Here is a 25,909-nt window from a genome sequence, read left to right as displayed (position 1 = left end):
CCATGCAGGATCTTCGAGAAGGCTTCGAGGTATGGTTCTTGACCGGCAGTCAGGACCTCTACGGTGAGGAGGCGCTGAAGCAGGTCGCCGAACACGCGCGGGAGATCGCCGCGTCCCTCGACGCCTCGGGCAAGCTCCCGGTCAGGGTCGTCTGGAAGCCGACGCTCAAGAGCCCCGAGGCGATCCTCGCCGTCTGTCGCGAGGCCAACGCGTCGCCGCGGTGCGCCGGCGTGATCACGTGGATGCACACGTTCTCGCCCGCGAAGATGTGGATCGCGGGGCTCAAGCGCCTGGAGAAGCCGATCGCGCACCTGCACACGCAGTACGGCCGCGAGCTGCCCTGGGACAGCATCGATATGGACTTCATGAACCTGAACCAGTCGGCCCACGGGGACCGCGAGTTCGGGTACATCGGCGCTCGCCTGCGCATCGACCGGAGGGTCATCGTCGGCCACTGGACGGACGACGACGTCCTCGCCAAGCTCGACGTCTGGGCGCGCGCCGCCTGCGCCATCACCGACGCGCGGAGGCTCAAGATCGCGCGCTTCGGCGGCATGAACATGAGAGAGGTGGCCGTCACCGGCGGCGACCGCGTCGAGGCGCAGGTCAAGTTCGGCTGGTCGGTGAACGGCTACGGCGTGGGCGATCTCGTGGGGCGCATCGCAGAGGTCGACGAGCGTGAGGTCGATCGCCTGGTGGCGGAGTACGACGAGGCGTACACCATCGCTCCCGCCCTGAGGAGGGGCGGAGATCGCCACGGGGATCTGCGGTACGCGGCGAGGCAGGAGGCGGCGATGCGCTCCTTCCTGAAGGAGGGCGGCTTCGGCGGCTTCACCACGACGTTCGAGGATCTGCACGGTCTCAAGCAGCTCCCCGGCCTCGCCGTGCAGCGCCTGATGAACGACGGCTACGGCTTCGGGGCGGAGGGCGACTGGAAGTCCTGCGGCCTGGTCCGCGCCCTGAAGGTCATGGCGACGGGGCTGCGCGGGGGCGTCTCCTTCATGGAGGACTACACGTATCACCTGGTCCCGGGGCACGAGCGCGTCCTCGGCGCCCACATGCTGGAGATCTGTCCGTCGATCTCCGCCGGGAGGCCGTCGCTGGAGATCCACCCGCTCTCGATCGGCGGCAAGGGGGACCCGTGCCGGCTCGTCTTCGACGCCGGGATCGGGCCCGCTGTGAACGTTGCCATGATCGACATGGGCGGCCGCATGCGGATCGTCGCCAACGAGCTCGAGTCGGTGGCGCCCGACAAGGCGATGCCGAAGCTGCCCGTGGCGCGCGCGGTGTGGATCCCGAAGCCCAATTTCAGGCTCGCCTGCGAGGCGTGGATCCTGGCTGGGGGCGCCCATCACTGCGCCTACAGCCGCGCCGTGAGCATGGCGCACGTGGAGGACTTCGCCTCCATCGCCGGCGTGGAGCTGGTCCGCATCGGCGAAGGGACCGACATCCGCTCGCTCAAGAACGAGCTCCGCTGGAACGATCTCGCCTACCGGCTGGCGCACTGAGGGCCACGACGTGAGCGCGACCTATCGAGAGCTGCGCGAGCGCGCCTTCACGGCGAACATGGAGATCCCGCGCCGAGGGCTCGCGATCTACACGTTCGGCAACGTCTCGGCGTTCGATCGCGACCGAGGCGTCCTGGCGATCAAGCCGAGCGGCGTCCCTTACGATCGGCTGTCGGCCGACGACATGGTCGTGGTCGATCTGGAGGGGAAGGTGGTGGAGGGACACCTCCGCCCCTCCTCGGACACCAGGACGCATATCGTTCTGTATGCGAGCTTCCGCGGGCTCGGCGGCGTTGTGCACACGCACTCGACCTACGCGACCGGCTGGGCGCAGACAGGCACGCCGATCCCGATCTACGGTACGACGCACGCGGATCACCTGGCCGAGGACGTACCCTGCACCGAGGTGATGCGGCCGGACGCCGTGGAGGGCGACTACGAGACGGAGACGGGGAAGCAGATCATCGAGTGCTTCAGGGATCGTAACCCGCTTCACACACCCATGGTGCTGGTGGCGGGACACGGCCCGTTCGCGTGGGGAGAGGACGCCGAGAAGGCCGTGTACAATGCGGCGGTGCTCGAGGAGATCGCGAGGATGGCGTTCATCACCCGCACGATCCACCCGGGCGCCGAGCGCCTGCCGGACGCGCTCGTGCGCAAGCACTTCGACCGGAAGCACGGGAAGCAAGCGTATTACGGGCAGAAGTGACGCCGGACGTCGGGGGACGACGGCGAGGATGATTCAGGTGCCTCATGGAACGAGGCGATGGACGAGAGGAGACGAGCTGCGCCATGAAGAGGAGAAACTTTGTCACCACGGGGATGGTGGCGCTGGCAGGGCTGGCGCTGATCCTGGTAGGGCCGGGCTGTCAGAAGGAAAATAAGCAGATCACGCTCGGGTTCTCCCAGATCGGCGCGGAGAGCGAGTGGCGGACCGCGAACACGAAGTCGATCGAGGAGTCCGCCAAGGCGGCCGGGATCGATCTCAAGCTCTCCGATGCGCAGCAGAAGCAGGAGAACCAGATCAAGGCCATCCGGTCGTTCATCGCGCAGAAGGTCGACGTCATCGCCTTCTCGCCCGTGGTCGAGACCGGCTGGGAGCCCGTCCTGCGCGAGGCCAAGGAGGCCAAGATCCCCGTCATCCTGACCGATCGCGCGGTGGACACGAAGGACGACACCCTCTGGGTCAGCTTCATGGGGTCGGACTTCGTCGAGGAGGGCCGCCGCGCCGCGAAGTGGCTGGTCGAGAAGACGAAGGACCAGAAGGACCCGGTCAACATCGTCGAGCTGCAGGGCACCGTCGGCTCGGCCCCCGCGATCGATCGCAAGAAGGGGTTCGAGGAGATCATCAAGGACAAGCCCCAGTTCAAGATCATCCGCTCGCAGACGGGCGACTTCACGCGCGCCAAGGGCAAGGAGGTCATGGAGGCGTTCCTCAAGGCGGAGGGCAAGAACATCAACGTCCTCTACGCCCACAACGACGACATGGCGATCGGCGCGATCCAGGCCATCGAGGAGGCGGGGCTCAAACCCGGCAAGGACATCCTCATCATCTCGATCGACGCGGTGAAGGGCGCCTTCGAGGCGATGATGGCCGGCAAGCTCAACGTGACGGTCGAGTGCAGCCCCCTCCTCGGGCCGCAGCTGATGACCGCTGTGAAGGACCTGATGGCGGGCAAGCAGCTGCCGAAGCGCATCGTCACCGAGGAGGGCGTCTTCCCGATGGAGACGGCCGCCCAGGAGTTCCCGAAGCGCAAGTACTGAGCGCGCGTGACGGCGGCGCCGCGGAGGCCGCCGGGGAGGACGTGAGCGATGCAGAGCGGAGCCGTGCCCGTGCTCGAGATGAAGCGGATCTCCAAGGGATTTCCTGGCGTACAGGCGCTCTCTTCCGTGGATTTTCGGATGCTGCCCGGGGAGGTGCACACCCTCATGGGGCAGAACGGCGCGGGCAAATCGACGCTGGTCAAGGTCCTGACCGGCGTCCACCCCCCGGATGACGGGCAGATCCTGCTCGAGGGCCGGGAGATCAGGCCCTCGAGCCCGCAGGAGGCGCAGGCGCTCGGCATCAGCGCCGTGTTCCAGGAGGTGAACCTCTGCCCCAACCTCTCCGTGGCCGAGAACATCTTCCTCGGGCGCGAGGACGCCGGCGTCTTCGCGATCCGGTGGGGGGAGATGCGCCGAAAGGCGAGCGCCCTGCTCTCGGACCTCAACATCCACGTCGACGTCACCGCGCCGCTCTCGACCTTCTCGATCGCCGTGCAGCAGCTCGTCGCGATCGCCCGCGCGATCTGCGCCCAGGCGAAGATCCTCGTCCTCGACGAGCCGACCTCGAGCCTGGCCGAGGACGAGGTGAAGACGCTCTTCTCCGTCATCCAGCGGCTCAAGGCGCAGGGGATGGCGATCCTGTTCATCTCGCACTTCCTCGACCAGGTGTTCGAGATCTCCGACCGGATCACGGTGCTGAGGAACGGTCAGCTGGTCAGCGAGACGCCGGCCGCCGAGCTGTCGCGCATGGAGCTCGTCACGCGGATGGTCGGGCGCGAGGTCGCGGAGGACGGTCCGACCCGGGCCGAGCGCGCGCGGGCGCCGTCGGCGGGCGGGCAAGCGCCCCTGTTGCGGGCGCGAGGGCTCGGCAAGAAGGGCTCCGTCAGCGATGTCGATCTCGACGTGCAGCGCGGCGAAGCGCTCGGCCTCGCCGGGCTCCTGGGCGCCGGAAAGACGGAGACGGTGCGGCTCTTGTTCGGGCTCGACGGGGCGGACCAGGGATCCATCGAGATCGACGGGGAGCCGGCGCGCATCGGCTCGCCGCTCGACGCGATCGCGCGCGGCCTCGGCTTCTGCCCCGAGGACCGGAAGGTCGAGGGGATCCTCGGCGACCTCTCGCTGCGCGAGAACATCGTCGTCGCCCTCCAGGCCAAGCGCGGCATCTTCCGCAACCTGTCCCGGGACGAGCAGGACGACATCGCCAGCCGCTACATCGAGCGGCTCGGCATCGTGGCCGCCGACGCGGAGGTGCCCATCTCGAAGCTGAGCGGCGGCAATCAGCAGAAGGCGCTCCTGGCGCGCTGGCTGGTGACCGATCCGCGCATGCTCATCCTCGACGAGCCGACCCGCGGCATCGACGTGGCGGCCAAGGGCGAGATCATGGGCAAGGTCATGGAGCTCTGCGATCGGGGCATGGCGGTGGTGCTCGTCTCCTCGGAGATGGCCGAGGCGCTGCGCTACTCGGACCAGGTCGTCGTCCTGCGCGACCGGCGCAAGGTGGCGGAGCTCGCCACGGACAAGACCGACGAGCAGGCGGTCTACCAGATCATCGCGGGAGGTCAGCCGTGAGCGCGGCCGCCGCCTCCCTGCGCCGGCTCGCCAGCGGGAACGCGTTCTGGCCGCTAGCGATGCTCGGCTCCCTCCTTCTGTTCAACCTCGTCAGCAATCCGCAGTTCTTCGCGATCACGGTCAAGGACGGCCATCTCTACGGCAGCGTCATCGACATCCTGAACCGCGCGTCGCCGCTCATGATCATCGCCATGGGGCTCACCCTGGTGATCGCCACCCGCGGCATCGACATCTCCGTCGGCGCGGTCGTGGCCATCTCGGGCGCGGTCGCGGCGGTGCTGATCGGCGGCGAGCTCTCGCCGAGCGGCGGGACCGGCATGGCGGACGCGACGCGTGTCCCGCTGCCGATCGTCCTCTGGAGCGCGCTGGGCGTGGCGCTGGCGCTCGGCATGTGGAACGGCACGCTGGTGTCGATCTTCGGCATGCAGCCGATCATCGCGACCCTGATCCTGCTCGTCACGGGGCGAGGCATCGCCCAGCTCATCACGGGCGGCCAGATCATCACCATCTACTACAGCCCGTATCACGTCATCGGGAACGGCTTCCTCCTCGGGATCCCGGTCTCGCTGTTCATCGTGGCGGGCGTGAGCGCCGTCGTCTGGCTCTTGACCCGCAAGACCGCGCTCGGGATGTTCATCGAGGCGATCGGCGTGAACCCGGTCGCCTCGCGGCTGGCCGGGATCCGCGCGCGCACGATCACCTTCGCCTGTTACGCCGTGTGCGGCCTGTGCGCCGGCATCGCCGGGCTCATCGTGAGCTCGAACGTCAAGAGCGCCGACGGGAACAACGCGGGCCTCCTCTTCGAGCTCGACGCCATCCTGGCCGTGGTCCTGGGCGGGACGTCGCTCTCCGGGGGCAAGTTCACGCTGGCGGGGAGCGTCATCGGCGCCCTGATCATCCAGACGCTCACCACCACCATCTACTCCGCCGGCGTGCCCCCGGAGGTCAACCTGGTGGTGAAGGCGCTCGTCGTCTTCCTGATCACCATCCTGCAGTCGCAGAAGGTCAGGGATCTCATCGCAAAGCAACGGACGAGGAGGCTGGTCACACCATGATCGACACCGCCGCCGTGACCGGACGGAGCGGCACCATCGCCGCGCCCGGACGGAGCGGCACCACCGCCGCGACCGGGCGCGCCGTCCGGATCGACCCGAGGCACCTGCCGCTCGCTGTCACCAGCAGCCTGTTCGTGCTCATGTTCGCGGCCGGGTCGTACCTGTTCAACGGGTTCTTCTCGCTGCAGGTGTTCCTCAACTTCTTCATCGACAATGCGTTCCTCTTGATCACCGCCATCGGGATGACCTTCGTCATCCTCTCGGGCGGGATCGACCTCTCGGTCGGCTCGGTCATCGCGCTGACCACGATGGTCTCGGCGTCGCTCGTCGAGAAGCACGGCGTGAGCCCTGCCGTGGTCATCCCGCTCGTGCTGGCCATGGGCTCGGCCATCGGCCTCGTGATGGGGGTCGTCATCCAGTACTTCAAGGTGCAGCCCTTCATCGTCACGCTGGCGGGCATGTTCCTGGCGCGCGGGCTCTGTTACCTCATCAGCATCGACTCCATCACGATCCGCAACGGTTTCTACGTCGACGTCTCGTCGCACCGCATTCCGTTCCTGTTCGACACCTCGATTACCTGGAACGTGGTCATCGCGCTCGCGCTGTTCGCCGCGGCCATTTACATCGCCCACTACACGAGCTTCGGCCGCACGGTCTATGCGATCGGCGGCAGCGAACAATCCGCCCTGCTCATGGGCCTGCCGGTGCCACGGACCAAGGTGCTCATTTATACCTTGAGCGGGTTCTGCTCGGCGCTGGCGGGCGTCGCCTTCACGTTCTACATGGTGTCCGGCTACGCGCTGCACGCCGGCGGAATGGAGATGGACGCAATCGCCGCCGTCGTCATCGGCGGCACCCTGCTGACCGGCGGCCATGGTACGGTCGTCGGCACCCTGTTCGGTGTGCTCATCTACGGCACCATCCAGACCCTCATCATGTTCGAGGGCACGCTCAGCTCCTGGTGGACCAAGATCGTCATCGGCCTGCTCCTCCTGGTCGCCTGCCTGCTCCAGCGGCTCTTCGAGCGGCGCGCCCGTACGGCGTGACACGACGGGGATGGAGTGCATTCCGCCAGGGTCCGAGTGGCGCCGATAGGCACTTTCGTGCCCGTTCATTGATCATTTCGGACGCCCTCGGGAATTCAAGGGTCCACAACAAGGAACTGAGAGGTCATCGTGCGCTCTTATGCAGCAGGGATTGTCACTTTCGTTGGATTGATCGCGATGGGGTGCGGCTCGGACGAGCCCAATCCCAGCTCGGCGGGCTCTAGCACCTCGTCCGGACCTACCTCGACAAGCTCCTCAAGTCAGGGCGGATCGGGAGGTGGAACTGGCGGCGACGGCGGCGGCGACGGCGGCTCCGGCGGCGACGGCGGCGCGGGTGGCTCTCCGAACGCCGGCGGCGGTGGGGCGGGCGGCGACGGCGACGCGGCCTTCGAGGTGACGACCTACCAGAACCCCGTTCTGCCCGGTGATCACCCGGACATGAACATTTACCGGGAAGGCGACTACTTCTACCTGGTCGGGTCGAACTTCCACATGATGCCCGCCTTCGAGATCCTGCGCTCGACGGATCTCCTTCACTGGGAGCGCATGAACCGGGTGGTCCACTCCACCGCTCCCGCGCTGGAGGCGCAGCTCGGCCCGGGCCAGGGCACCTGGGGCGGCTTCATCGTCAAGGCCGGCGATGTGTACCGGGTCTATTACTCCATCGGGGCCACCCAGCATTTCTCCTCGGCGCCGAGCCTCGAGGGCCCGTGGTCAGAGCCCACCAAGGTCGACATCTTCCCCTACACGCCGCCCGGCAGCGAGACCTCGTACGAACGAGGGACCGGCTCCGACAATTCCGTGTTCGTCGATCCCGACAGCGGCAAGACGTACATGATCATCAAGAACGGTCTGTGCAAGTGGGACGCGGAGCACCCCAACGACTTCGGCATCAACCTGGTCACGGAGATCGATCCCAAGACCGGGATGCTGCTGCCCGAGTCGAGCATCGACATGAGCTTCATCAACTGGGATCAGGAGACCGGCGGCTGCGGCGACTTCACGAATCCTGACTGGAGCAAGTGGGCCGAGGGGCCGACGATGGCCAAGCGCGGCGACTGGTACTACTACTTCGTCTCGACGCACACGGCCTGCGGCGGCCAGCTGCACGCCTGGGCGTCGAAGAAGCTGGTCGGCAGCACCCCCGAGGACTGGACGTGGCTCGGCTACGTCCTTACCGGCGAGGAGCCGTACGCCGGCGTCCAGCACACCACGTCGCCGATCGCGCTGGAGGACGGCTCGTGGTGGGCCTTTGCCCACTCGTACGACTGCAGCAACGTGGGCACCGACGACACAAAGACCTCGAAGAACGGCGACTGGCAGGGGCTTGGCCGCGAGGGGCTGCTGCTGGAGGTGACCTGGGTCGACCAAGAGGTGGACGGGAAGACGATCCCGGTCCCGCACTACCCGACCAAGAAGGGCGATCTGTCCGCGCCCAAGCTGCCGCAGAGCGGCGTGCCCTTCCTGCTGCCCGTGAACGACGATTTCTCGTCGGCCACGATCGACCCCGCGTGGACCACCTACGGCGCGTCGGAGGACAAGTACTCGGTGGTGGATCGCCCGGGGTGGCTGCGGATCACGCCGGGTACCGGAGAGACCACGTGGGTCGTTCAGAAGGACGCGCTGCACTCGAGCAGCATGGTCGCGAAGGTCGAGTTCGCGCCCGCGGCCGACGGGGACGCGGCCGGCATCCGCGTGGGCAACGGCTACTGGCAGGACGAGCAGGTGCTCTCCTGCCCGACGTGGATGAACGACAGCGAGAAGTTCAGGCTCCCCGCCATCATGGACGTCTCGGTGGCGCGGGTGATGGAGGGCGAGGAGGACATGATTCGCTTCTCCTTCCGGTCGCGCTCGGTGCAGGCCCCGGCCGAGGCGGGGGCTGCGTACACCGAGCTTGCCGAGCCGGTCGTGGTGGGCGCGTCGGTCCCCGCACCCGCCGGGAAAGCGGTCTGGCTGAAGCTGGTCCGCTCCGAGCACAAGGCCACGGGCTGGTTCAGCACGGATGGAGTCGAATGGACCCAGGTAGGCACCGAGATCGACGTCTCCACGCTCGACGGGTTCTATGCCATGGCTCACACCTGGATTGGCAACCAGGCCGGCATGTTCGCGACCAATAGCCGTGCCTACTTCGACCTGTTCACCTATCGTGACGGATTCACCCCGATCCCGGCCGCGGAGGCGGACCAGCAGTCCGGCGCCCAGGTCGTGTCGAGCACGTCGGCGGGACCGGTGCTGGGTGATCTGGAGAACGGCGACTGGGCCATGTTCGGGAGCGTCGACCTCGGCAGCGGGGGTGTGAAGTCGAAGGCGATCGCGCTGGAGGCCTCGAGCGCCGGGGCCGGCGGCACCGTGGAGGTCTGGATCGATCCGCTGGCAGGCGGCTCGATGATCGGCACCTGCGCCCTCCCCGGTACGGACGGCTGGGAGAAGTGGACGACGACGACGTGCAACGTGGCGCCCACGTCGGGCACGCACGAGGTCTACTTGAAGGTGAAGGGCGGCCAGGGCGAGCTCGTGCGCCTCGCATCGCTGCGCTTCGTGCCCACCAACTGACCTTGCCCGCCACGGGTGGCAAAGCCGCCGGCGGAGTCGCCGGCGGTCGCCCCCTTCCCGGCCGGCCTGACGGCCGCGAGCAGCGAGGAAGCTGCGGCTGGACCTGAACCTCCAAGAAGTGTGGCGCGGCCCCGTACGCCCGCCGGAGCCGGCGCGCTCGGGGCCGACGGGCCTGCCGCTCTCGCCGTGCCAGGCAAGCTCGTGGTGGACACGGGCGGGCTCAAGCCGAGCTACCTGGGGCCGCCGGAGAGCTACCGCGCGACGAAGTAGCGAGGCGCGCGCAGCAGCAGCGCGAGCGCCGGGGAGGCGGGGGGTCGATTCCCAACCCGGGTCGGGCTGAAGCGCTCAACCTGGGTCGGGTCGCCGGCATTGTTGCCACACCGAGACACTTCGCGACGTCCGTCCACGGCACGTTAGGTCCTGCCCGTGTCGCGAGCGCCGAGCCACAAGCCTGGCATACAACTTGCGACTCTTGCGATCGTGAGCTGAGGCCGACACGATCGAGGCCGCTCAACCCTCCATGACCAATCGCTTTGACAGTCTGATCGCGCGCCTGCGCAGCGCCTGGAAGCGGACCAAGCAGCCCACCGCCCCGCGCGCTTACCGCTGCCAGTGTGAAAGGCCGGTGTTCTTCCGCAACAGCGAATGCCTCGCCTGCAAGGCGCCGCTCGGCTACGAGCCCGATCGCGCCCAGGTCCTGCCGCTCAAGGCCGGCCCGACCGAGGGCACGTGGCAGATATGGCACGACACGGCGGACGCGCCGCAGCTCTACAGGCGCTGCGGCAACTTCGACCTGGCGTCGGGCTGCAACTGGCTGATACCGGCGGCGGCGGAGGCGCCCGCGCTCTGCGCCGCGTGCCGGCTCAACCGCACCATTCCAGATCTCTCCGTCGCCGAGCACCAGGCGCAGTGGCGGCTGCTCGAGACGGCCAAACGACGGCTCGTGTCGCAGCTCCTGGCGCTGAACCTTCCGGTGAAGTCCAGGATCGGCGAGGATCCGGAGCGCGGCCTCTGCTTCGACTTCCTCGCCTCGCCGCCCGACGGGCCCAGGGTGATGACCGGCCACGCCGACGGCGTGATCACGCTGAACATCGAGGAGGCGGACGACGCCACGCGCGAGCGCACCCGCGCCGCGATGCGCGAGCCCTACCGCACGCTGCTCGGGCATTTCCGCCACGAGGTCGGCCATTATTACTGGGACCGCCTGGTGAAGGACACCGGGTGGCTGGCCCCGTTCCGGGAGCTGTTCGGCGACGAGCAGCAGGACTACGCCGCCGCGCTGAAGGCCAACTACGAGCAGGGGCCGCCGGCGGACTGGCCCGAGCGCTTCGTCAGCGCCTACGCCAGCATGCACCCGTGGGAAGACTGGGCCGAGACCTGGGCCCACTATCTCCACATGGTCGACACCGTCGATACGGCCCTCAGCTTCGGCATCGACGCCGATGATGTGGAGCTCGACGTCGAGCCATGGGGCGCGGACGCGCTGTGGCGGCCGGACGACCGAGGGGCCGAGACCTTCCTGGGCTTCTTGAACGCCTGGGTGGAGCTGACGGCCGTGCTCAACGAGATGTCGCGCAGCATGGGCCAGCATGACTTTTACCCGTTCGTGCTGCCGCGCCCCGCCGTGGCGAAGCTGCAGTTCATCCACCTCGTGGTGAACGGGGCCTCGCCGGCGGTGCGCTAGCCAGCGGAGCACGCACGAAAGGGCGCTCGCCCGCGCCTACCGCCCGTACAAGCGCTGGAGCTGCTTCACGAACTCCGGCTTGAACACGCCGTCCACGCGGATCGAGTACCGGAAGAACGGGTCCGGCTCGACCCCGTGGTAATCCATGTCGTTGAACCAGTAGATGGGCGCGCGGACGACCGTGCGCTCCTCCCCTGCCCTGTCGCAGACATAGAACCGCTTGTCGCCGCGCGGGTCGAACGAGATGGACTGCGCCGCGCCGATCGCGCTCCCAGGCTCGGTGTCCCGGTGCGCGGGCGCATGATCGTTCGCCTCGAGGCCGAAGATCACGCACCGCCCGATCTCGACGAACGGCAGGCCCCGGATGAACTCGACCGTCCGGGGGAACGTCGCCCTGGCCTCCGCCGAAAAGTCCTTGCCCGCGCCAGAGTGCTTGTCTTCCCAGCGATCGTTCTCGAGCAGATGATAGCAGACCTTCCAGGGGAAATAGACGCCGTAGCGGTACTTCAGGTACAGCATCTGCGCCCGCGTGAGCGGGTGATCCGTCTCGTCTCCGAACGTGTACTCGCGCCGCCGGTCGGGATCGAAGGCGGACGGGTCGTCGCCGAGCGCGATGAAGTCGCAGAACTCGTCGCGCGAGAAGCCCCCGATGACCTCCCCGTAATCCACGTACGGGTCGTCGCGCACCCAGGGCGCGACCACGCCCATCCATTTCAGGCTGCCGCCGGTGTACGAGGGCTCGACGCGGCAGAGGCCGCGCACGATCTCGCGATCGAGCTCGGGGAAGCACGCGGCGTCGATCAGCGGCGACAGGTCGATGTAGGGGCGGCCCCACAGGCCGCAGAGCTTGCTCATGCCGTCCTCGCTCCGAGCGGTACCCGCGCGCGACCATGCCGTCAAACGTGTGGGCGCCGTCCTCCACCAGGGCGCAGGTCGACGAGGCGCGGCCCGGCGCGCGGATCCCGCGCTGCCGGCGCGCGCAGATGGCGCGCTCCTCCCGGTTCGCGGCGTCCCAGGAGGCGCCCACGTGGCCCGGATCGAAGCCTGGCGTGAACCAGCACGGGCGGGGAGCCGGGCTCGGGCGTGGAGCGCGCGGGACCGAGCGCCTCGGGGGCCTCCCAGAAGGATGGGCCGTGGCGCAGACACCGAATTCGACTCTCGCCCGAATTGTTCAATCCACCAATATGGCCGTGACGTCTCGCATCGAGGCATAGGCGAGTATGCCTATACATCGCGTCAGCCGGCTTGGGTACGACGTCGTGGCAGTCACCTGCATCGGGCGAACGCGGCCCTTCGATGCATGGCTGAATCGTCAATACAAGGCAATGAGTGGCTTTCGCCGCTTGAAACCTCGGCGCCAAGCGGACACTGGAGAAATAAAATGAGGTCGACACGTTCCTACGTCGCTACGAAACTGAGCGTTCTCGGTCTCCTGAGCATCGGCATCTGGGCCTGCGGTGAGGCGAATGACGGTGGTACGTCCTCGGCCGGCGGAGGCGCCCCTGACGAGACCACCTCCAGCAGCGCGGAGACCACGGCCACGGTCGGCACGGGCGGTGCGGCCACGACCGGCGCCGGAGGCGCGACAGCCGGGAGCACCTCGAGCAGCAGCAGCAGCAGCAGCGCAAGCACCGCGGAGGCCAGCAGCTCGGCCAGCGGAGGAGAGACGGTCGGCACGGGCGGTGAACCGGGCGAGTGCGTCAAGGGCCAGACCAAGGGGAATCAAGTCGCGGTCATCGGAGAATCGTTCATCGCCGCGACTCACGGCATCACGCAGCAGATCGAAAAGCAGGCCAAGGCCAACGGCTCCCTCCCTCAGAACGACCGCTACATCGACAACTCCGTCAGCGGCACGACGCTCGCCAACGATCAGATCCCCAGCCAGTACCGCAAGGCCGCGGAGAACGGCATGATCAAGTACGTGCTGATGGATGGCGGCGGGAACGACTGCTTGTTGAGAGGGGACGGCGACGCGGCCCTCGCGGCGGCGCAGTCGCTGTTCGAGACCATGGAGAAGGACAACGTCGAGAAGGTGGTCTATTTCTTCTATCCAGACCCCATCGGAAACAACTTCTCGTCGCTCAAGAGCTGCCTCGACACGCTCCGGCCGAAGATGAAGGCGTTGTGCGACGGGCTCACGTCGCCGAAGTGTTACTGGTTGGACCTTCGTCCGACCTGGAACGGACACAACGAGTATACGCAAGACGGAATCCACCCCACCTCTGCCGGTAGCATCGCCACCGGAGATGCAGTCTGGGAAGTGATGAAGGAGAACTGCGTCGCGCAGTAACCGGAGACCGATCTACCGGCGACCCCGCCGGCCGCAGCGCTCGCTCACGCCGTCCCCGCGCGGAGCGCCGAGAGGTACCTGCGCGCGACCATGCCGTCGAAGGCGTGGACGCCGTCTTCCACCATGGCGTAGGTCGACGGCGTGTAGCCGGGCGCGCGGATCCCGCGCTGCTGCCGCTCGCAGATGGCGCGGTCTTCCCGGTTCACAGCGTCCCAGAACGTGAACACGTCGCCCGGATCGAAGCCCGGCGTGAACGCCGCGGGGTGGAAGTACGTGTCGGCGATCACGAGCGTCCGGTCGGGCGCGCGCGGGGCGAGCCGGTACGTGAGCAGGTAGTCGGGCTGGAGGCTCGTGAGCAGGCCCGGGAAGAGCATGGCGTCGCGCACGCGCCGCCGCTCCGCCTCGGGGACGATGAGCGGCCGCGCGCCGGGCGCCGCGCTCGTGGAGACGGTGTCGGCACCGGGCGCGAGGTCCATGACACCGCCGAGCCACGGGCCGCCCCGGCCCCAGGACACGGCGTCGTCGCACGGGGTCAGCCGCTCCAGCGCGGGGTGCACGCGCGGGAAATGGTGAGACTCCTGGAAGTTCTCCGCGCAGAGCTTCCAGTTCGCGGCGACCTCGTACTCCACCCGCCTGCCCCGCCGGAGCGAGCGCAGCCCGGGGCGCGAGAGCCAGGGAGGCGCCTCGCCGATCGCGCTCTCGAGCGGCGGCGCGCCGGGATCGAGCGTCACGAAGAGGAAGCCGAAGAGGGCGCCGGCGCGCGCCGGGAGGAGCCCGTGCGCGCCGCGGTCGAAGCCGGGCGGCGCGTGGGGCGCGGCGCGCAGCGCGCCGGAGAGCTCGTAGGTCCAGCCGTGGTACGGGCACTCGAGGTGCGCGAGGCGGCCGCACGGGCCGTCGAGCAGCGTCGCCGCCCGGTGGCGGCAGACGTTGTGGAACGCGCGGATCTCCAGATCGGCGCCGCGGAGGACGACGACGCCCGCCGGCGTGAGGGGGGCGAGCAGCCACTCTCCCGGGCGGGCGATCTCGTCCTCGCGGCCGACGCAGAGCCAGGAGCGCCCGAAGATCTCGGCCTGCTCGAAGGCAAAGACGTCCTCGTCCCAGTACGCGCGCGCGGGCAGCGGCCGGGCGCTGGGGAGCGGCGCCAGCACCGCGTCGAGATCGGCGGGGGTGAGAGGGAGCTCCGGCAAGACGGGCGATGTTACCAGAACGAGGGCGCGGATCGCGCCGCCCGGGAGCGGCTCAGCGGGCCGGCTGCGCGTCGACGCCGGAGGCCAGCTCGAGGGCGACGCGGTACGCCACGAGATCGCCGGCGGAGAGGCCCTCCGCACGAGGCGACGCGGGCCAGGGAGGCCAGGAGGGCGGCGCGGGCCGAGAGCCCGCGAACGGTCCGTCGATCAAGCAGGCTCATCTCCCCCGCAGCGCTGGGATGAGCCACGGATCAGCACCCGAGGATGCTGGCGTTGCCGCACGAGTAATAACACTCATCGCAGTTCACGCATCTGTCGTAGTTGAGATAGAGCTCCGCGCCATCCGGAGTTTTGTCGATGCACGCGGTGAAGCAGGCGTCGTCCCCGTCCCTGCAGGTCACGGCGCACTGAGCGAACCGGGGGCACTCGTCGTCGAGGGTGCACGCATCGAGCTCATCGGCGCAGCTCCCCTGGACCGCGCATCCGATGCACCCGCTCGTGTCGCTGCCGCACTCGTCGAGGTCGTCGCAGGCCATGGTGGCGTTGCAATCGGCGAGGTCCGTGCCCTCCTCGCAGAGACCGGTGCCTTCGGGCTCGTCGCACTCGCCGTTGTTCGTGGAATCGCACGGCTCGCCCGCCGCGCAGTCCGCGACGTCCGTGCCCTCCTCGCACTCGCCCGTGCCCTCGGGCTCGTCGCAGACGCCGTCCTGCACGCGGTCGCACGGCGCGAGCTCGCAGTCGTCGACGTCCGTGCCCTCCGGACACCGGCCCGTGCCCTCGGGCTCGTCGCAGGTGCCGTTGCCGGTCGAGGGACAGTGAGAGAGGCAGTCGGCGCGGTCGGTCCCAGCCGGGCACTTGCCGGTGCCCTGGGGCTCGTCGCAGGTGCCATCACCCGCGCTGGGGCAGTGATCCGTGGGATCGAGACAGCCCATCAAGGCCGCCGCATGCACGTCGCAGACCTCCGCCAGGTGATGACCGTCCACGCACCGGCCCTCCAGCCTGACACAGTCGATGTACGCCGTGTGCTCGTCCTGGCAGCGCTCCTCGGCTCGCCTGGCGATGGCTTCCTCCTCGGCCTCACACAGGCCCTCTTCGTCGCCAGAGCAGTCCTCGCAGGCGCAGCGGGCCTCGCAGACCGTCCCGTAGACCGGCTGCTCGGTCTTGCCACCATCGCTCCCCGAGCTGGCGCAGGCCGCGAACAGACCGGCGATCGCTGCTGTGATCATCACGTGTCGGACACGCATGGGGTCTCCTCATCCTCTGGCTGAAATGAGAGGTCGTCCGCCGAGGCGCAGGGCGCCGACGCGACGCGGCAAAGGCACGACGACATGGCTGGCACTGGAAGCACCAGGGCACCCTTCACCTGCGCACACCGCGCTCGACCGCCTTTCGCTTCGACTGTGACTGAAAAATTCAACTCAAAGAAAACGGCTACCTATACCAGCCCCGGCGGCGACCGGTCAATCATCGCAAGGCGACGCTGGGGCCGACAACGCGTCGCGAGGCGACGCTGGGGCCGACAGCGGACGGGGCAGCGGCCGCCGCTGCGCTCGTGGCGACAGGGGCGGAATGGCCAACGCTTCACCGAACTCAGGAGGTGCGCTCGATGCGCTCGGGCTTGCCAACGAGCTGAGGAGCGGACGCCCGAAACCTCACGGACATCGGGAGGTGCACTCGGGCTCGGGAAGGTGCTGAGAAGTGAAACGCGCTGGTCGGCAAGGACGCCTCGCCGGACGGGTGCAACGGGTGAAAACGAGTGGAGAAGAGAGCGTCGCGACCTCCAAAACGCGCTCCACAAACGTGGAGCGGACGCGACAATCGCGCGCGCTCGGCCGTCGAAAAGCTGCTGCGTTCGTCGTTGGCCCGGGGCGAGGATGAGCGTGGACGAGGTAGGACGCGGACTGCGCGGGCGCCCTCCGCCCGAAAGCGCCGTGAAGGAGTAAAGAGGCGTTGGCATCCGCATCGTTTCGACAGAAGATGCGTGCGCGCGGTTCGCGCTGCGGCTCCTCGCCTCCGACGGCCGGCGCCGCGTCACTGGACCCCTACCGGCTGGAGAGCAGCGGATGAAGATGCGATCTTTGGTGTGTCTCTTCGTTCTTGGACTGATGACGACGGCGTGCGGCGACGACGACGCGACGATCATCGGGACCGGGGGCGGCGGGGGTGCGGGCGGCGGCACCGGCGGCGAAGGCGCCACCTCGGCCAGCAGCACGTCAGGAAACGGCGGCGGCGATACGGGCGGCGGCGGTACCGGCGGTACCGGCGGCGACGGCGGCGGCGACACGGGCGGCGGCGGTGCGGGCGGCACCGGCGGCACCGGCGGCGCCGGCGGCGACGGCGGCGGCGACACGGGCGGCGGCGGTGCAGGCGGCGCCGGCGGCGACGGCGGCGGCGACACGGGCGGCGGCGGAGCGGGCGGCGGCACCACCTCGAGCTCGGCCTCATCGAGCAGCGCGGCCTCGACCTCGGCCGCGGCCACCACCGGCGCTGGCGGCGACGGCGGCGGCAGCGCCTCGTCGACCTCGGCCGCTGCCACCACCGGCGCTGGCGGCGACGGCGGCGGCAGCGTCACCTCCACGACCTCGGCCACCACGGGCGCCGGCGGCGACGGCGGCGGCAGCGTCACCTCCACGACCTCGGTCACCACGGGCGCTGGCGGCGACGGCGGCGGCAGCGTCACCTCCACGACCTCGGTCACCACGGGCGCTGGCGGGGACGGCGGCGGCGGCGTCACCTCCACGACGGCGGTCACCACCACCGGCGCCGGCGGCGGCGAGCTCGGTGGCCCCGGCGCTGCCTGTGCCAGCGATGCGATGTGCGCCAGCGACATCTGCCTCGAGGAGGACGATACTGGCTGGCCTTCCGGCTACTGTACCGCCGGCTGTCTGTCGGACGACGACTGTGGCGACGGCGTCTGCACCCAGGTGAGCCAGACACTCGCCATCTGCATGGCCGCGTGCGAGACGTCGGCGGACTGCCGCGACGGCTATGCGTGCGACGACGGGGTCTGCTGGATGGGCTGCACCAGCGATGATCAGTGCACGGAGGTGGGCTCGTGCCACGAGGCGTCCGGCGGCTGCTACCTCCCGGACGGCAGCGCTTGCGAGACGGACGCCCAGTGCGGTGGCTACCTCTGCGTCACCGAGGCCGTCGACGGCTATCCGGGCGGCTTCTGCACGGGTGAGTGCGAGGATGACAGCGACTGCGACGGCGGCACCTGCATCGACGCAGGCTTCTGCCTCGTCGAGTGCGACACGGACGCCGACTGCCGCGACGGCTATGGGTGCGACCAGGGGCTCTGCGCTCCGGCCTGCACCAGCGACGCTCAGTGCACGGGCGAGGGTGCAACCTGCGTTGTGGAGGTGGGTCGCTGCGCCCCGCCGCCCGGCGAGGGCGCCGACGGTGCCCCTTGCACGGCGGACACCGACTGCGCCGGCCTCTTCTGCGTCCTCGAGGAGTGGGGCTGGCCCGGCGGCTACTGCTCGGGCTACTGTGACGCATCGAGTCCCTGCGCCGGCGGCGGGGTCTGCGCATCGGACGACACCTGCAACAGCGCGTGCGAGACGGACACCGACTGCCGCGACGGTTATGAGTGCACGCCGGAGGGCTGCCTCCCGGCGCCCCCGGCGCCGGCCGATAACGTCGACGGCGACGCTTGCACCGCCGACAGCGAGTGCATCAGCGGCATGTGCTACGACGGCTGGCCTGGCGGCTCCTGCACGGGCGACTGCGAGACGGACGCCGACTGCGCCGAGGGCGGCATCTGCGCCGCAGTGGACAGCACCTGCAACCACGCGTGCGAGACGGACGCCGACTGCCGCGACGGCTATGAGTGCACGGCGGAGAACGGCTGCGTCCCGCAATGATGACCCGATGACCGGCAGGCTCGCAGGCTGGTCCGTACGACCTGACGACGGACCCCTGCGGCTCCCCTGAAGCGATGAACCTCCGCGTCGCCGTGAGGCGACGACGAGGCCTCTCCCACGAAGCGCGACGCGGCTGCTCCACCACTCCTGGCGCAGCCGGCGCGCGCCCCCTCCCCGCTCCACCAGCTCTCCACGAGGCGCCGCTCGGCGCTCAGCCCTGCCCGCGCGAGCGGCGGCGGCGCAGGCCTGCGAGCGCGACGAGCGCGAGCGCTGCCGCCGCCCCGGGGCCCTGGCCGGCGGCGGTACGGCAGCCGCAGCCGCCGGCGCTCCCGGGCGCGACCCCGCCCGAGCTGGCCGCGGCCTCGGCGCTGCCCGTCGCCGCCGCGCTCCCGCTCGATACGGCCGTGGCGCCGCTCCCGCTCTCGCCTTCGCTCCCGGCGCCGCCCGCCGTCGCCGTGCTCCCGCTCGATACGGCCGTGGCGCCATCTCCGGTCGCGCCGCCTCCCGTGGCGCCCCCTCCCCCTGCGACCGCGCTCCCGGCGCTGCTCGCCGACGACGCGGTCGACGAGCCCTCCTCGCGGACGAGCGCGAGGTACGCCTCGGCGAAGCGCTCGCCGAGGAGCTGGTACGCGGCGGAGTCGAAGTGATACGTGTCGTCGGGCGATCGCGCGGTGAAGTCGTCCGTGTCGACCCATGCGACCCGCGGGTCCTCCTCGGCCACGGTCACCTGCGCCGCGCGCACGGCGTCGATGTTCGCCTCCTTTCCGGCGGCGATGGGCCCGCCGTTCGCGGGGTAGAGGTTGTCGCTGACCCTGCCGAGCACGACCGGGAGCCCGGGGACGCCGAGGTCAGCGCGGATCGCCGCGATGAAGCCGCGCAGCGTGTCGCCGTAGGAGAACGCGGCCGACCACCCCGCCTCGTTCTCGCCCTGCATCCAGACGAGCGCGGCGATCTCGTACGGGTGCCCCTCCGACTCGAGCCTCGCCAGGGCGCCGTCGAGCCTCGTCACCTCCTCGGGATAACGGAGGGCGCGGTCGCCCTCGTACGTCGCGGAGTCCAGCTTGCCGAGGAGCGCGTGGTAGAGCTGCGATTTGTAGAGCACCTCGGGATCCGGCGCGAGGCCGCGCCCCCAGTGATCGACGAGGTTGGTGCCCCCCTGGGCCATCTTCACGATCGCGATCCGGTGCTCCGGGTACGCCGCGGCGATCGCGCGGCCGAACGTGATCTCGGGCCCGTAGCGGCGGGCTTCGCCCTTCGGCTCGAGCGGCCCCCAGTCGGCGCTCGTCGCCGCGGCGTACGGCCCTCCCTCGCGCGCGTCGGGGTTGTAGTGGTCGTACCAGACGTCCGGCTGGCTCTGGAGCTCGACCGGGAGCTGGCGGCCCACGCCGTAGCCGACCATGTTCGACTGGCCCGCGAGGACGAACACCTTCACCGGCTGCGCGATCGCGCGAGCGGAGAGGGACAGCACGAAAGCCGCCAGGGCGATGCAAGACCGCTTCATTGCACTGTGTATCCCGCGCGCGCGGTGGAACGTCAACGAACGTCAACGCGGCGGGATCGCGCTCGCCTCGCGTCCTCACGGCGCGTATCGGGCGCTTGTGTACATGACAGACGCGCGGCCCCGTCGAGTTCGCCCCGCGATCACGTCGCTTCGGGCGTCGACTGGTAGGCCGTGCTCGACGCCGCGTAGACCCCGTTGGTCGCATACGAGTAGCGGTGCGGCCGGACGTGGTGCTCCGAGTGGCGCGCGCACCAGAGCGCTGCGCCGCCCGTCTCTTGCCGGTGCCTCACGCACTCCGGGCAGGGCGGCTCGATCTCGGGGACCCGGCCGGCGGTCGCGTGATCCTTCGGCCGGACGATCCACACCGGGCAGCGCGCGAGCCGGGAGACGCGCTCGGCGACGGAGCCGAGGAGCAGCCGTTCGAGCCCGCGGTAGCCGTGCGAGCCGACGACCACGAGGTCGGCGTCCAGGTCGGCGGCGAGCTGCGCGATGTTCTCGGCCGCATCCCCGCGGCGGAAGTGGACGACGACGCGCTTCAGCCGCCCCCCGTCGAGCTTGTCGCCCATGGCGCTCACGCGCTCGCTCGCGCGCTGCTGGAGCTGCTGGAGCGCCACGTCGGGCTTGGTGGCCACCATGGGCGCCCGCGAGAGCCCGACGCCGACCCAGCTCTCGGGCTCGACGTAGACCCCGTGCACCTCGGCGTTCTCGCGACAGCAAGCGGACTCGAGCGCCTGATCAAGCGCACGGTTGCTCGGCTCCGAGAAGTCGATCCCGACGACGACGATGAACCGATTCGTTGCGTTTGCGCTCGACATGACAGCCTCCTCAGCCTCCATGCGAGGCCCCGACCCGCGGTCGCCTCGCTCCACCCATCTGCCCGTTCGCCCAATACTCAGCACGCCGCATGCCAGGCGTTCCGGAGGCCGGAGAGGAGGGTTTCGCGCTGGCTCCCTCACGCGAGCGGGGCTCTCCCCGCGCGCTGGACGCTTCGCGCGGGCCGGGAGCGAGCTCGTCGCGCCGCGAGCGCTGCGGGCGGGCGCCTCGCGAGGGAGCCGGCTGCCGTTTGCGCCGCGGCGCAAACGGCGCGCGGAGGCGCAGACGCGACCGCGGCGTACCAGGGCCGCCGCCGCACGCCCGGGATCTCGCGTGCATGGCACGAACGGTGCTCATCCCACGGCACACCTCGAGCGAAGGACGCAGAGGCGAACGGGAGACGACGATGACAACCCTTGGACCTACCGGCGGAGAGCACCAGCTCCGGCACCACACGATCCGCAGCGCACGCATCGTTGGAGACGACGGCGAGGAATCGGTCGTGGCGACCGTCTACTGTCCAGTGCGGGAGCGTTCGATGGCGGCGCGCGAGTGCGAGTCGTGCAGTCGCTTCCATGCGCTGCACTTCGACAAGAGCTCGCGCACGACGTCGGTCGTCTGCCACGCCAGCCACGCGGCGCCGGGCACGGGGGAAGCGGCTCCGCTGCGCAGCGTGGGCGCCGACGTGGCCGTGAATCCGGAGGCGCCGCTCGCGGAGATCATGACCAAGGACGTCATCTGCATCCGATCGGAGGTCTCCCTCGACGACATCACGGCCCTGCTCGTCCGCCACGAGATCAGCGGGATGCCGGTCGTTGACGCGGCGGGCAAGCCGGTCGGCATGGTGTCGCGGGCCGACGTGCTCCGCGCAGCAGAGGAGCGCGGCGACACCGAGGAGTCGCGGCGGGTGGCCTCGCGGTCGGACGAGGTCGCGCCGCTCGAGATGGATCAGGGCTTCCATGTCTACGAGCCCGTCAGGGTCACCGCGCGCGACGTGATGACGCCCGTCGTGGTGCAGCTGCACGAGAGCGCCAGCATCCGGCAGGCCGCGTCGCTCATGGCCTACGAGGGCGTGCACCGGCTGCCGGTCGTCGCGGACGACGGCAAGGTCGTCGGCATCCTGTCGTCGCTCGACGTGCTGCGGTGGTTCGGGCGATGCTGCGGGTACCTGATCCCGCCGGCGCGCAAGCGGGCCTGAGGAGATGTCGTGGCAAACCGAGCTTGATCGAAGGGCGCCGGTCCGATCAGCTCGAATGGAGCATCGCGGACGTCCAGCGCCAGGGGAGGCACGATGAGCTCTTCCACCATTCGCATCCAGGACTGCATGACCCGGAGCCCCCACTCGATCGGCGCCGATCAGAAGGTCGGCCTCGCCCGCGCGCTCATGCGCGGACATCGCATCCGGCACCTGCCGGTGCTGAGCGGCGGCCGGCTGGTCGGCATCCTCTCCGAGCGGGACATCTACTGGATAGAGACGCTCAAGGAGCGAGAGGGGGACGATCTGCTCGTCAGCGAGGCCATGTCGCCGTGCCCCTACGCCGTCGCGCCGAGCGCCCCGCTCTCCGAGGTGGTCCGCGAGATGGCCGAGCACAAGTACGGATCGGCGGTGGTGCTGAGCGGCGCGCAGGTCGTCGGCGTCTTCACGACGACCGACGCGCTGGCCGTGCTGGCCGCCCTGCTCACCGAGAGAGAGATCTCCTGACCCGAGGCTCGACCCGCGTGACGGCGCGGCCGGCCGTCGCCCGCCCCGACGCCGGCGAACACGCTCCGTTCATCCACCCAAGAACACCGGAAGAAGGCACACGATGCAGCAGACGATCACGGACTGGCGATCGCGCTTCGGCGACAAGATCAAGACGGCCGAGGAGGCCACCCGCGCGATCCCCCCGGGGCGGCGCATCCTCGTCGGCTCGGGCGCCGCGGAGCCGACCGAGCTCGTGAACGCGATGGTGGAGACCGGCGACCACCTCGCCGGCAACGAGATCGTCCACCTGATGACCGAGGGCCCCGCGCCGTACGTCCGCCCCGGCCTCGAGCGGCGGTTCCGTCACACGGCCTTCTTCATCGGCCAGAACGTCCGCGAGGCGATCCACGAGGGGCGCGCCGACTTCATGCCGGTCTTCCTCTCCGAGATCCCGAGCCTGATCCTCTCGGGCCGGGTGGGCATCGATGTGGCCCTCATCCAGGTGAGCCCCCCGGACGCCCACGGCTTCGTCAGCCTCGGCGTCTCCGTCGATATCGTCCGCGCCGCCGTCGACTCGGCGGCTCTGGTCCTCGCCGAGGTCAACCCGAGGATGCCCCGCACCCACGGAGACTCGTTCTTGCACGTGGATCGGATAACCCACCTCGTCCCGGTGGACCGCGAGCTCCCCGAGCGCGCGATCGAGCCGCTCGACGACGTCGACCGCGCCATCGGCCGCAACGTGGCGGCGCTCGTGCCCGACGGCGCGACGCTCCAGACCGGCATCGGCAAGATCCCGAACGCCGTCCTCGCCGCCCTGGGAGGCAGGAGCGACCTCGGCGTGCACACCGAGATGCTCTCCGACGGCGTGATGGATCTCGTCCAGCGCGGCGTCATCACGAACCGCAGGAAGACCCTCCTGCCGGGGAAGCTCGTGACCTCGTTCCTCCTCGGCAGCCGCGCCCTCTACGCCTGGGCCCACGAAAACCCCGTCATCGAGATGCGCGGGTCCGCCTTCACCAACGATCCGCTGACGATCGCGAGGAACGACAGGATGATCGCGATCAACGCGGCCCTCGCCGTCGATCTGACGGGCCAGGTCGCCGCCGACACGCTGATGGGCCGCTTCTTCTCCGGGATCGGGGGGCAGGTCGACTTCATCCGCGGCGCGGCGCGGAGCGCCGGCGGCAAGCCGATCATCGCGCTCCGGTCCACCGCGAAGGACGGCACGATCAGCCGGATCCAGCCGGTGTTCGAGCAGGGCGCCGGCATCGTGACGAGCCGCGGGGACGTGCACTACGTGGTGACGGAGCACGGCGTCGCCGATCTCTGGGGCCGGAACATCCGGGAGCGCGCGCTGGCGCTCATCGAGATCGCCCACCCCGATCACCGCGCCGACCTGCTCGCCGCGGCCAAGCAGCGCCGCTATGTGTTCGGCGATCATGTCCTCTCGCGCGCGGATTGCCCCTGACGGGCGCCGGGCTCAGCCACGCATGACTCGCCGCGTCCAGACGGAGAGCGCCGCGCGAGCCGGTCGAGGTGGCCGCGGCGCCCCGTGCCGCGCCCTACATGCCGGCGCGGTGACGCGCCTCGCCGGGCGCGCGAGGTGCGCCCCCGGACCCTGCCATGACTATGATATAGAGCGCCTCGTCCGTCCATGAGCCCTCTTGATCACAACGATGTCGCCGTGAATCCCTCCGCCCTCGTGCCCTCGCTCGACGATCCGCTCGACGAGGGTGCCTCGGCGCCGGCCGCGCCTGCCTCGGCGTACGACGCGGCGCTCCGGGAGGCCGAGGAGCTCCGCAGGCGCCCCTATGTCTCCGCGGGCCCGGAGAGCATCATCCGGCAGCACGGCAAAGGCCGGATGACGATCTGGGAGCGCATCCGGGTGCTCACGCCCGAGCCGCCGCGGGTCGTCTTCGAGAACTGGGGGCCCAACCTGGACGGCGCCTCGCTGGTCACCGCGATCCTGCGCATCGGCAGCCGCGACGTGGCGCTGTACGGCCACGACTTCACGATCCGCGCCGGGTCGATGGACGCGACGAACGGCCGCAAGCTCGCCCGGCTGTTCCAGCTGGCGGGAGAGCGGGGCATCCCGCTCATCGGCCTCAACGACAGCGCCGGCGCCTACGTGCCCGCGGGCGTCGGCGGGCTCGACGGCTATGCCGAGGCGTTCGCGGCGCTGCGCAAGATCAGCGGCGTGGTCCCGAGCATCATGTGCATGTTCGGGTTCAACGCGGGCGGCGGCTCCTACCTGCCGCGGCAGGGCAGCTTCGTCATCCAGCCGGGCGGCACGTTCTTCGGCCTGACCGGGGCGGCGGTCGTCAAATCGGTCCTCGGCGAGGTGGTCTCGCCCGACGACCTCGGCGGCCCGCGCGTCCACGGCGCCTCGGGGGTGGCCGATCTCACGGTGCCAGACGAGGTGGGCGCGCTGCGCACAACCGTACGGCTGCTCGGTTACCTGCCGAGCAACAACCGCGAGAGCGCGCCTTTCCAGCGGACGAGCGATCCGGTGGGGCGGGAGACGACCGAGATCGACACGCTCCTCCGCAGGACGATCTCGTCGCCGACGGGCTACAACACGCCGCTCGATATCAACATCATCATCCAGCGCATCTGCGATCACGGCGACTACTTCGAGGTGCAGCCGCAGCGCGCGCGCAACACGATCACCGCGTTCGGGCGGGTCGGCGGGCGCGTCGTCGGCTTCGTGGCGAACAACAGCGCGGTCGCGTCGGGTCAGATCGACGTGGCGGCCGCTTACAAGAACGCGCGCTTCATCCGCTTCTGCAACCTCTACAACATCCCGCTCCTCTTCATGGAGGACACAACCGGGTTCCTCCCGGGCAGGGAGCAAGAGGCGATGGGCATCGTGCAGGCCGGCCGGGCCATGCTCGACGCGATCATCGACGTGCGCACCCCGCGCATCCTGCTGCTCGTGCGCAACGCGTTCGGCGGCGCCTATGCCTCGTTCAACAACTACGCGACGGGCGCGGACGTCGTGCTCGCGCTCCCCACGACGCGCGTCGCCGTGATGGGCCCCGCCGGCAAGGAGTTCGTCTACAAGGACGAGCTCCGCAAGGTGCGCGCGCAGGCGAGCGCCAGGGAGAAGGCGGGCGTCAAGGAGCGGCTCGCCCGCGGCCTGGACGAGGCCAAGGCGAAGGCGGAGGCCCGCGACGAGGCCGCGGCGTGGCTGAAGGCGAGAGAGGCCGAGTTCAGCGCGCGGTACGAGCGGGAGCTCATGAACCCGCGCGAGGGGCTCAGCCTGGGCTCCATCTCGCGGCTCGTGATGCCGCGCGAGCTCCGCTCGGTGATCGCAGAGAACCTCGAGTTCCTGCTGCGGCACTACCAGCCAGGGCCGTTCACCGGTGTTCAGCGGGAGTTCCATTGAT

21 protein-coding genes are annotated in these 25,909 nt (G+C 69.7%); 15 read left to right on the top strand and 6 right to left on the bottom strand.

Annotated features, from left to right (window positions below; all coding sequences use genetic code 11):
- Positions 1-2: 2 nt before the first annotated feature.
- From araA to WME97_RS18210, 9 genes are all read left to right on the top strand, one after another.
- Positions 3-1,508: an L-arabinose isomerase gene (gene araA / locus WME97_RS18250; RefSeq protein ID WP_437555418.1), complete on the top strand. Its 1,506-nt coding sequence runs from the start codon at positions 3-5 to the stop codon at positions 1,506-1,508.
- 10 nt (positions 1,509-1,518) lie between these two features.
- Positions 1,519-2,217 (top strand): L-ribulose-5-phosphate 4-epimerase, encoded by a 699-nt coding sequence (locus tag WME97_RS18245; protein WP_437553356.1) that lies wholly within the window; start codon positions 1,519-1,521, stop codon positions 2,215-2,217.
- A gap of 83 nt (positions 2,218-2,300) precedes the next feature.
- Positions 2,301-3,272, top strand: coding sequence for an ABC transporter substrate-binding protein (locus WME97_RS18240; RefSeq protein WP_437553354.1), 972 nt, complete (start codon positions 2,301-2,303; stop codon positions 3,270-3,272).
- A 48-nt stretch (positions 3,273-3,320) separates the two neighbouring features.
- A complete protein-coding gene (locus tag WME97_RS18235) occupies positions 3,321-4,841 on the top strand; it encodes a sugar ABC transporter ATP-binding protein (protein ID WP_437553352.1) in 1,521 nt (506 codons plus the stop codon).
- Positions 4,838-5,896, top strand: a complete 1,059-nt coding sequence (locus tag WME97_RS18230) for an ABC transporter permease (protein ID WP_437553350.1) — start codon at positions 4,838-4,840, stop codon at positions 5,894-5,896. Before WME97_RS18235 ends, WME97_RS18230 begins: the two co-directional genes overlap by 4 nt.
- Positions 5,893-6,942: a galactofuranose ABC transporter, permease protein YjfF gene (yjfF, locus tag WME97_RS18225; protein WP_437553348.1), complete on the top strand. Its 1,050-nt coding sequence runs from the start codon at positions 5,893-5,895 to the stop codon at positions 6,940-6,942. Before WME97_RS18230 ends, yjfF begins: the two co-directional genes overlap by 4 nt.
- A gap of 177 nt (positions 6,943-7,119) precedes the next feature.
- Positions 7,120-9,495, top strand: coding sequence for a family 43 glycosylhydrolase (locus WME97_RS18220; protein ID WP_437553346.1), 2,376 nt, complete (start codon positions 7,120-7,122; stop codon positions 9,493-9,495).
- A 120-nt stretch (positions 9,496-9,615) separates the two neighbouring features.
- Positions 9,616-9,765: a hypothetical protein gene (locus WME97_RS18215; RefSeq protein ID WP_437553344.1), complete on the top strand. Its 150-nt coding sequence runs from the start codon at positions 9,616-9,618 to the stop codon at positions 9,763-9,765.
- Between the two features lie 250 nt (positions 9,766-10,015).
- Entirely contained in the window at positions 10,016-11,179 is a 1,164-nt protein-coding gene (locus tag WME97_RS18210) for a zinc-binding metallopeptidase family protein (protein ID WP_437553342.1), read from the top strand.
- A 36-nt stretch (positions 11,180-11,215) separates the two neighbouring features.
- Here WME97_RS18210 and WME97_RS18205 read toward each other — a convergent pair whose 3' ends face one another.
- A complete protein-coding gene (locus WME97_RS18205) occupies positions 11,216-12,034 on the bottom strand; it encodes a hypothetical protein (protein WP_437553340.1) in 819 nt (272 codons plus the stop codon).
- Positions 12,035-12,560: 526 nt separating this feature from the next.
- Between WME97_RS18205 and WME97_RS18200 the strand changes: the two genes are divergently transcribed.
- Positions 12,561-13,469, top strand: a complete 909-nt coding sequence (locus WME97_RS18200; protein ID WP_437553338.1) for an SGNH/GDSL hydrolase family protein — start codon at positions 12,561-12,563, stop codon at positions 13,467-13,469.
- Positions 13,470-13,513: 44 nt separating this feature from the next.
- Here WME97_RS18200 and WME97_RS18195 read toward each other — a convergent pair whose 3' ends face one another.
- Genes WME97_RS18195 through WME97_RS18185 form a run of 3 tightly spaced genes read right to left on the bottom strand, consistent with a single transcriptional unit; the run spans position 13,514 to position 15,900 of the window.
- Complete coding sequence (locus WME97_RS18195; RefSeq protein ID WP_437553337.1) at positions 13,514-14,656, bottom strand: aromatic ring-hydroxylating oxygenase subunit alpha; 1,143 nt, start codon at positions 14,654-14,656, stop codon at positions 13,514-13,516.
- Positions 14,657-14,708: 52 nt separating this feature from the next.
- Positions 14,709-14,867 (bottom strand): hypothetical protein, encoded by a 159-nt coding sequence (locus WME97_RS18190; protein ID WP_437553335.1) that lies wholly within the window; start codon positions 14,865-14,867, stop codon positions 14,709-14,711.
- Positions 14,868-14,907: 40 nt separating this feature from the next.
- Positions 14,908-15,900 (bottom strand): latent transforming growth factor beta-binding protein, encoded by a 993-nt coding sequence (locus WME97_RS18185; protein ID WP_437553333.1) that lies wholly within the window; start codon positions 15,898-15,900, stop codon positions 14,908-14,910.
- Between the two features lie 819 nt (positions 15,901-16,719).
- On the opposite strand from WME97_RS18185, the gene WME97_RS18180 reads away from it, so the two are divergent.
- Positions 16,720-18,522, top strand: a complete 1,803-nt coding sequence (locus WME97_RS18180; protein ID WP_437553331.1) for a hypothetical protein — start codon at positions 16,720-16,722, stop codon at positions 18,520-18,522.
- Positions 18,523-18,733: 211 nt separating this feature from the next.
- Here the strand turns inward: WME97_RS18180 and WME97_RS18175 are convergent, their stop codons facing one another.
- Both WME97_RS18175 and WME97_RS18170 read right to left on the bottom strand, forming a co-directional pair.
- Entirely contained in the window at positions 18,734-20,023 is a 1,290-nt protein-coding gene (locus WME97_RS18175) for a sialate O-acetylesterase (RefSeq protein WP_437553329.1), read from the bottom strand.
- Positions 20,024-20,163: 140 nt separating this feature from the next.
- Positions 20,164-20,838, bottom strand: coding sequence for a universal stress protein (locus WME97_RS18170; RefSeq protein ID WP_437553327.1), 675 nt, complete (start codon positions 20,836-20,838; stop codon positions 20,164-20,166).
- A 404-nt stretch (positions 20,839-21,242) separates the two neighbouring features.
- Here WME97_RS18170 and WME97_RS18165 point away from each other — a divergent pair, with 404 nt between their 5' ends.
- The 4 genes from WME97_RS18165 (at position 21,243) to WME97_RS18150 (ending at position 25,908) form a co-directional block, all read left to right on the top strand.
- The gene (locus WME97_RS18165; RefSeq protein WP_437553325.1) at positions 21,243-22,034 is read left to right on the top strand and encodes a CBS domain-containing protein; all 792 of its coding nucleotides are present in this window, start codon (positions 21,243-21,245) and stop codon (positions 22,032-22,034) included.
- 93 nt (positions 22,035-22,127) lie between these two features.
- Positions 22,128-22,538, top strand: coding sequence for a CBS domain-containing protein (locus WME97_RS18160; protein WP_437553323.1), 411 nt, complete (start codon positions 22,128-22,130; stop codon positions 22,536-22,538).
- Between the two features lie 103 nt (positions 22,539-22,641).
- Positions 22,642-23,988: an acetyl-CoA hydrolase/transferase family protein gene (locus WME97_RS18155; RefSeq protein WP_437553321.1), complete on the top strand. Its 1,347-nt coding sequence runs from the start codon at positions 22,642-22,644 to the stop codon at positions 23,986-23,988.
- 186 nt (positions 23,989-24,174) lie between these two features.
- A complete protein-coding gene (locus WME97_RS18150) occupies positions 24,175-25,908 on the top strand; it encodes an acyl-CoA carboxylase subunit beta (protein WP_437553319.1) in 1,734 nt (577 codons plus the stop codon).
- Position 25,909 lies beyond the last annotated feature (1 nt).

The sequence above is a fragment of the Sorangium sp. So ce367 genome, assembly GCF_051520455.1.
Taxonomy (GTDB): Bacteria; Myxococcota_A; Polyangia; order Polyangiales; family Polyangiaceae; genus Sorangium; species Sorangium cellulosum_B.
The sequence above is the reverse complement of the archived record's forward strand: the minus strand, read 5'-3'. Positions and strand labels throughout refer to the sequence as shown.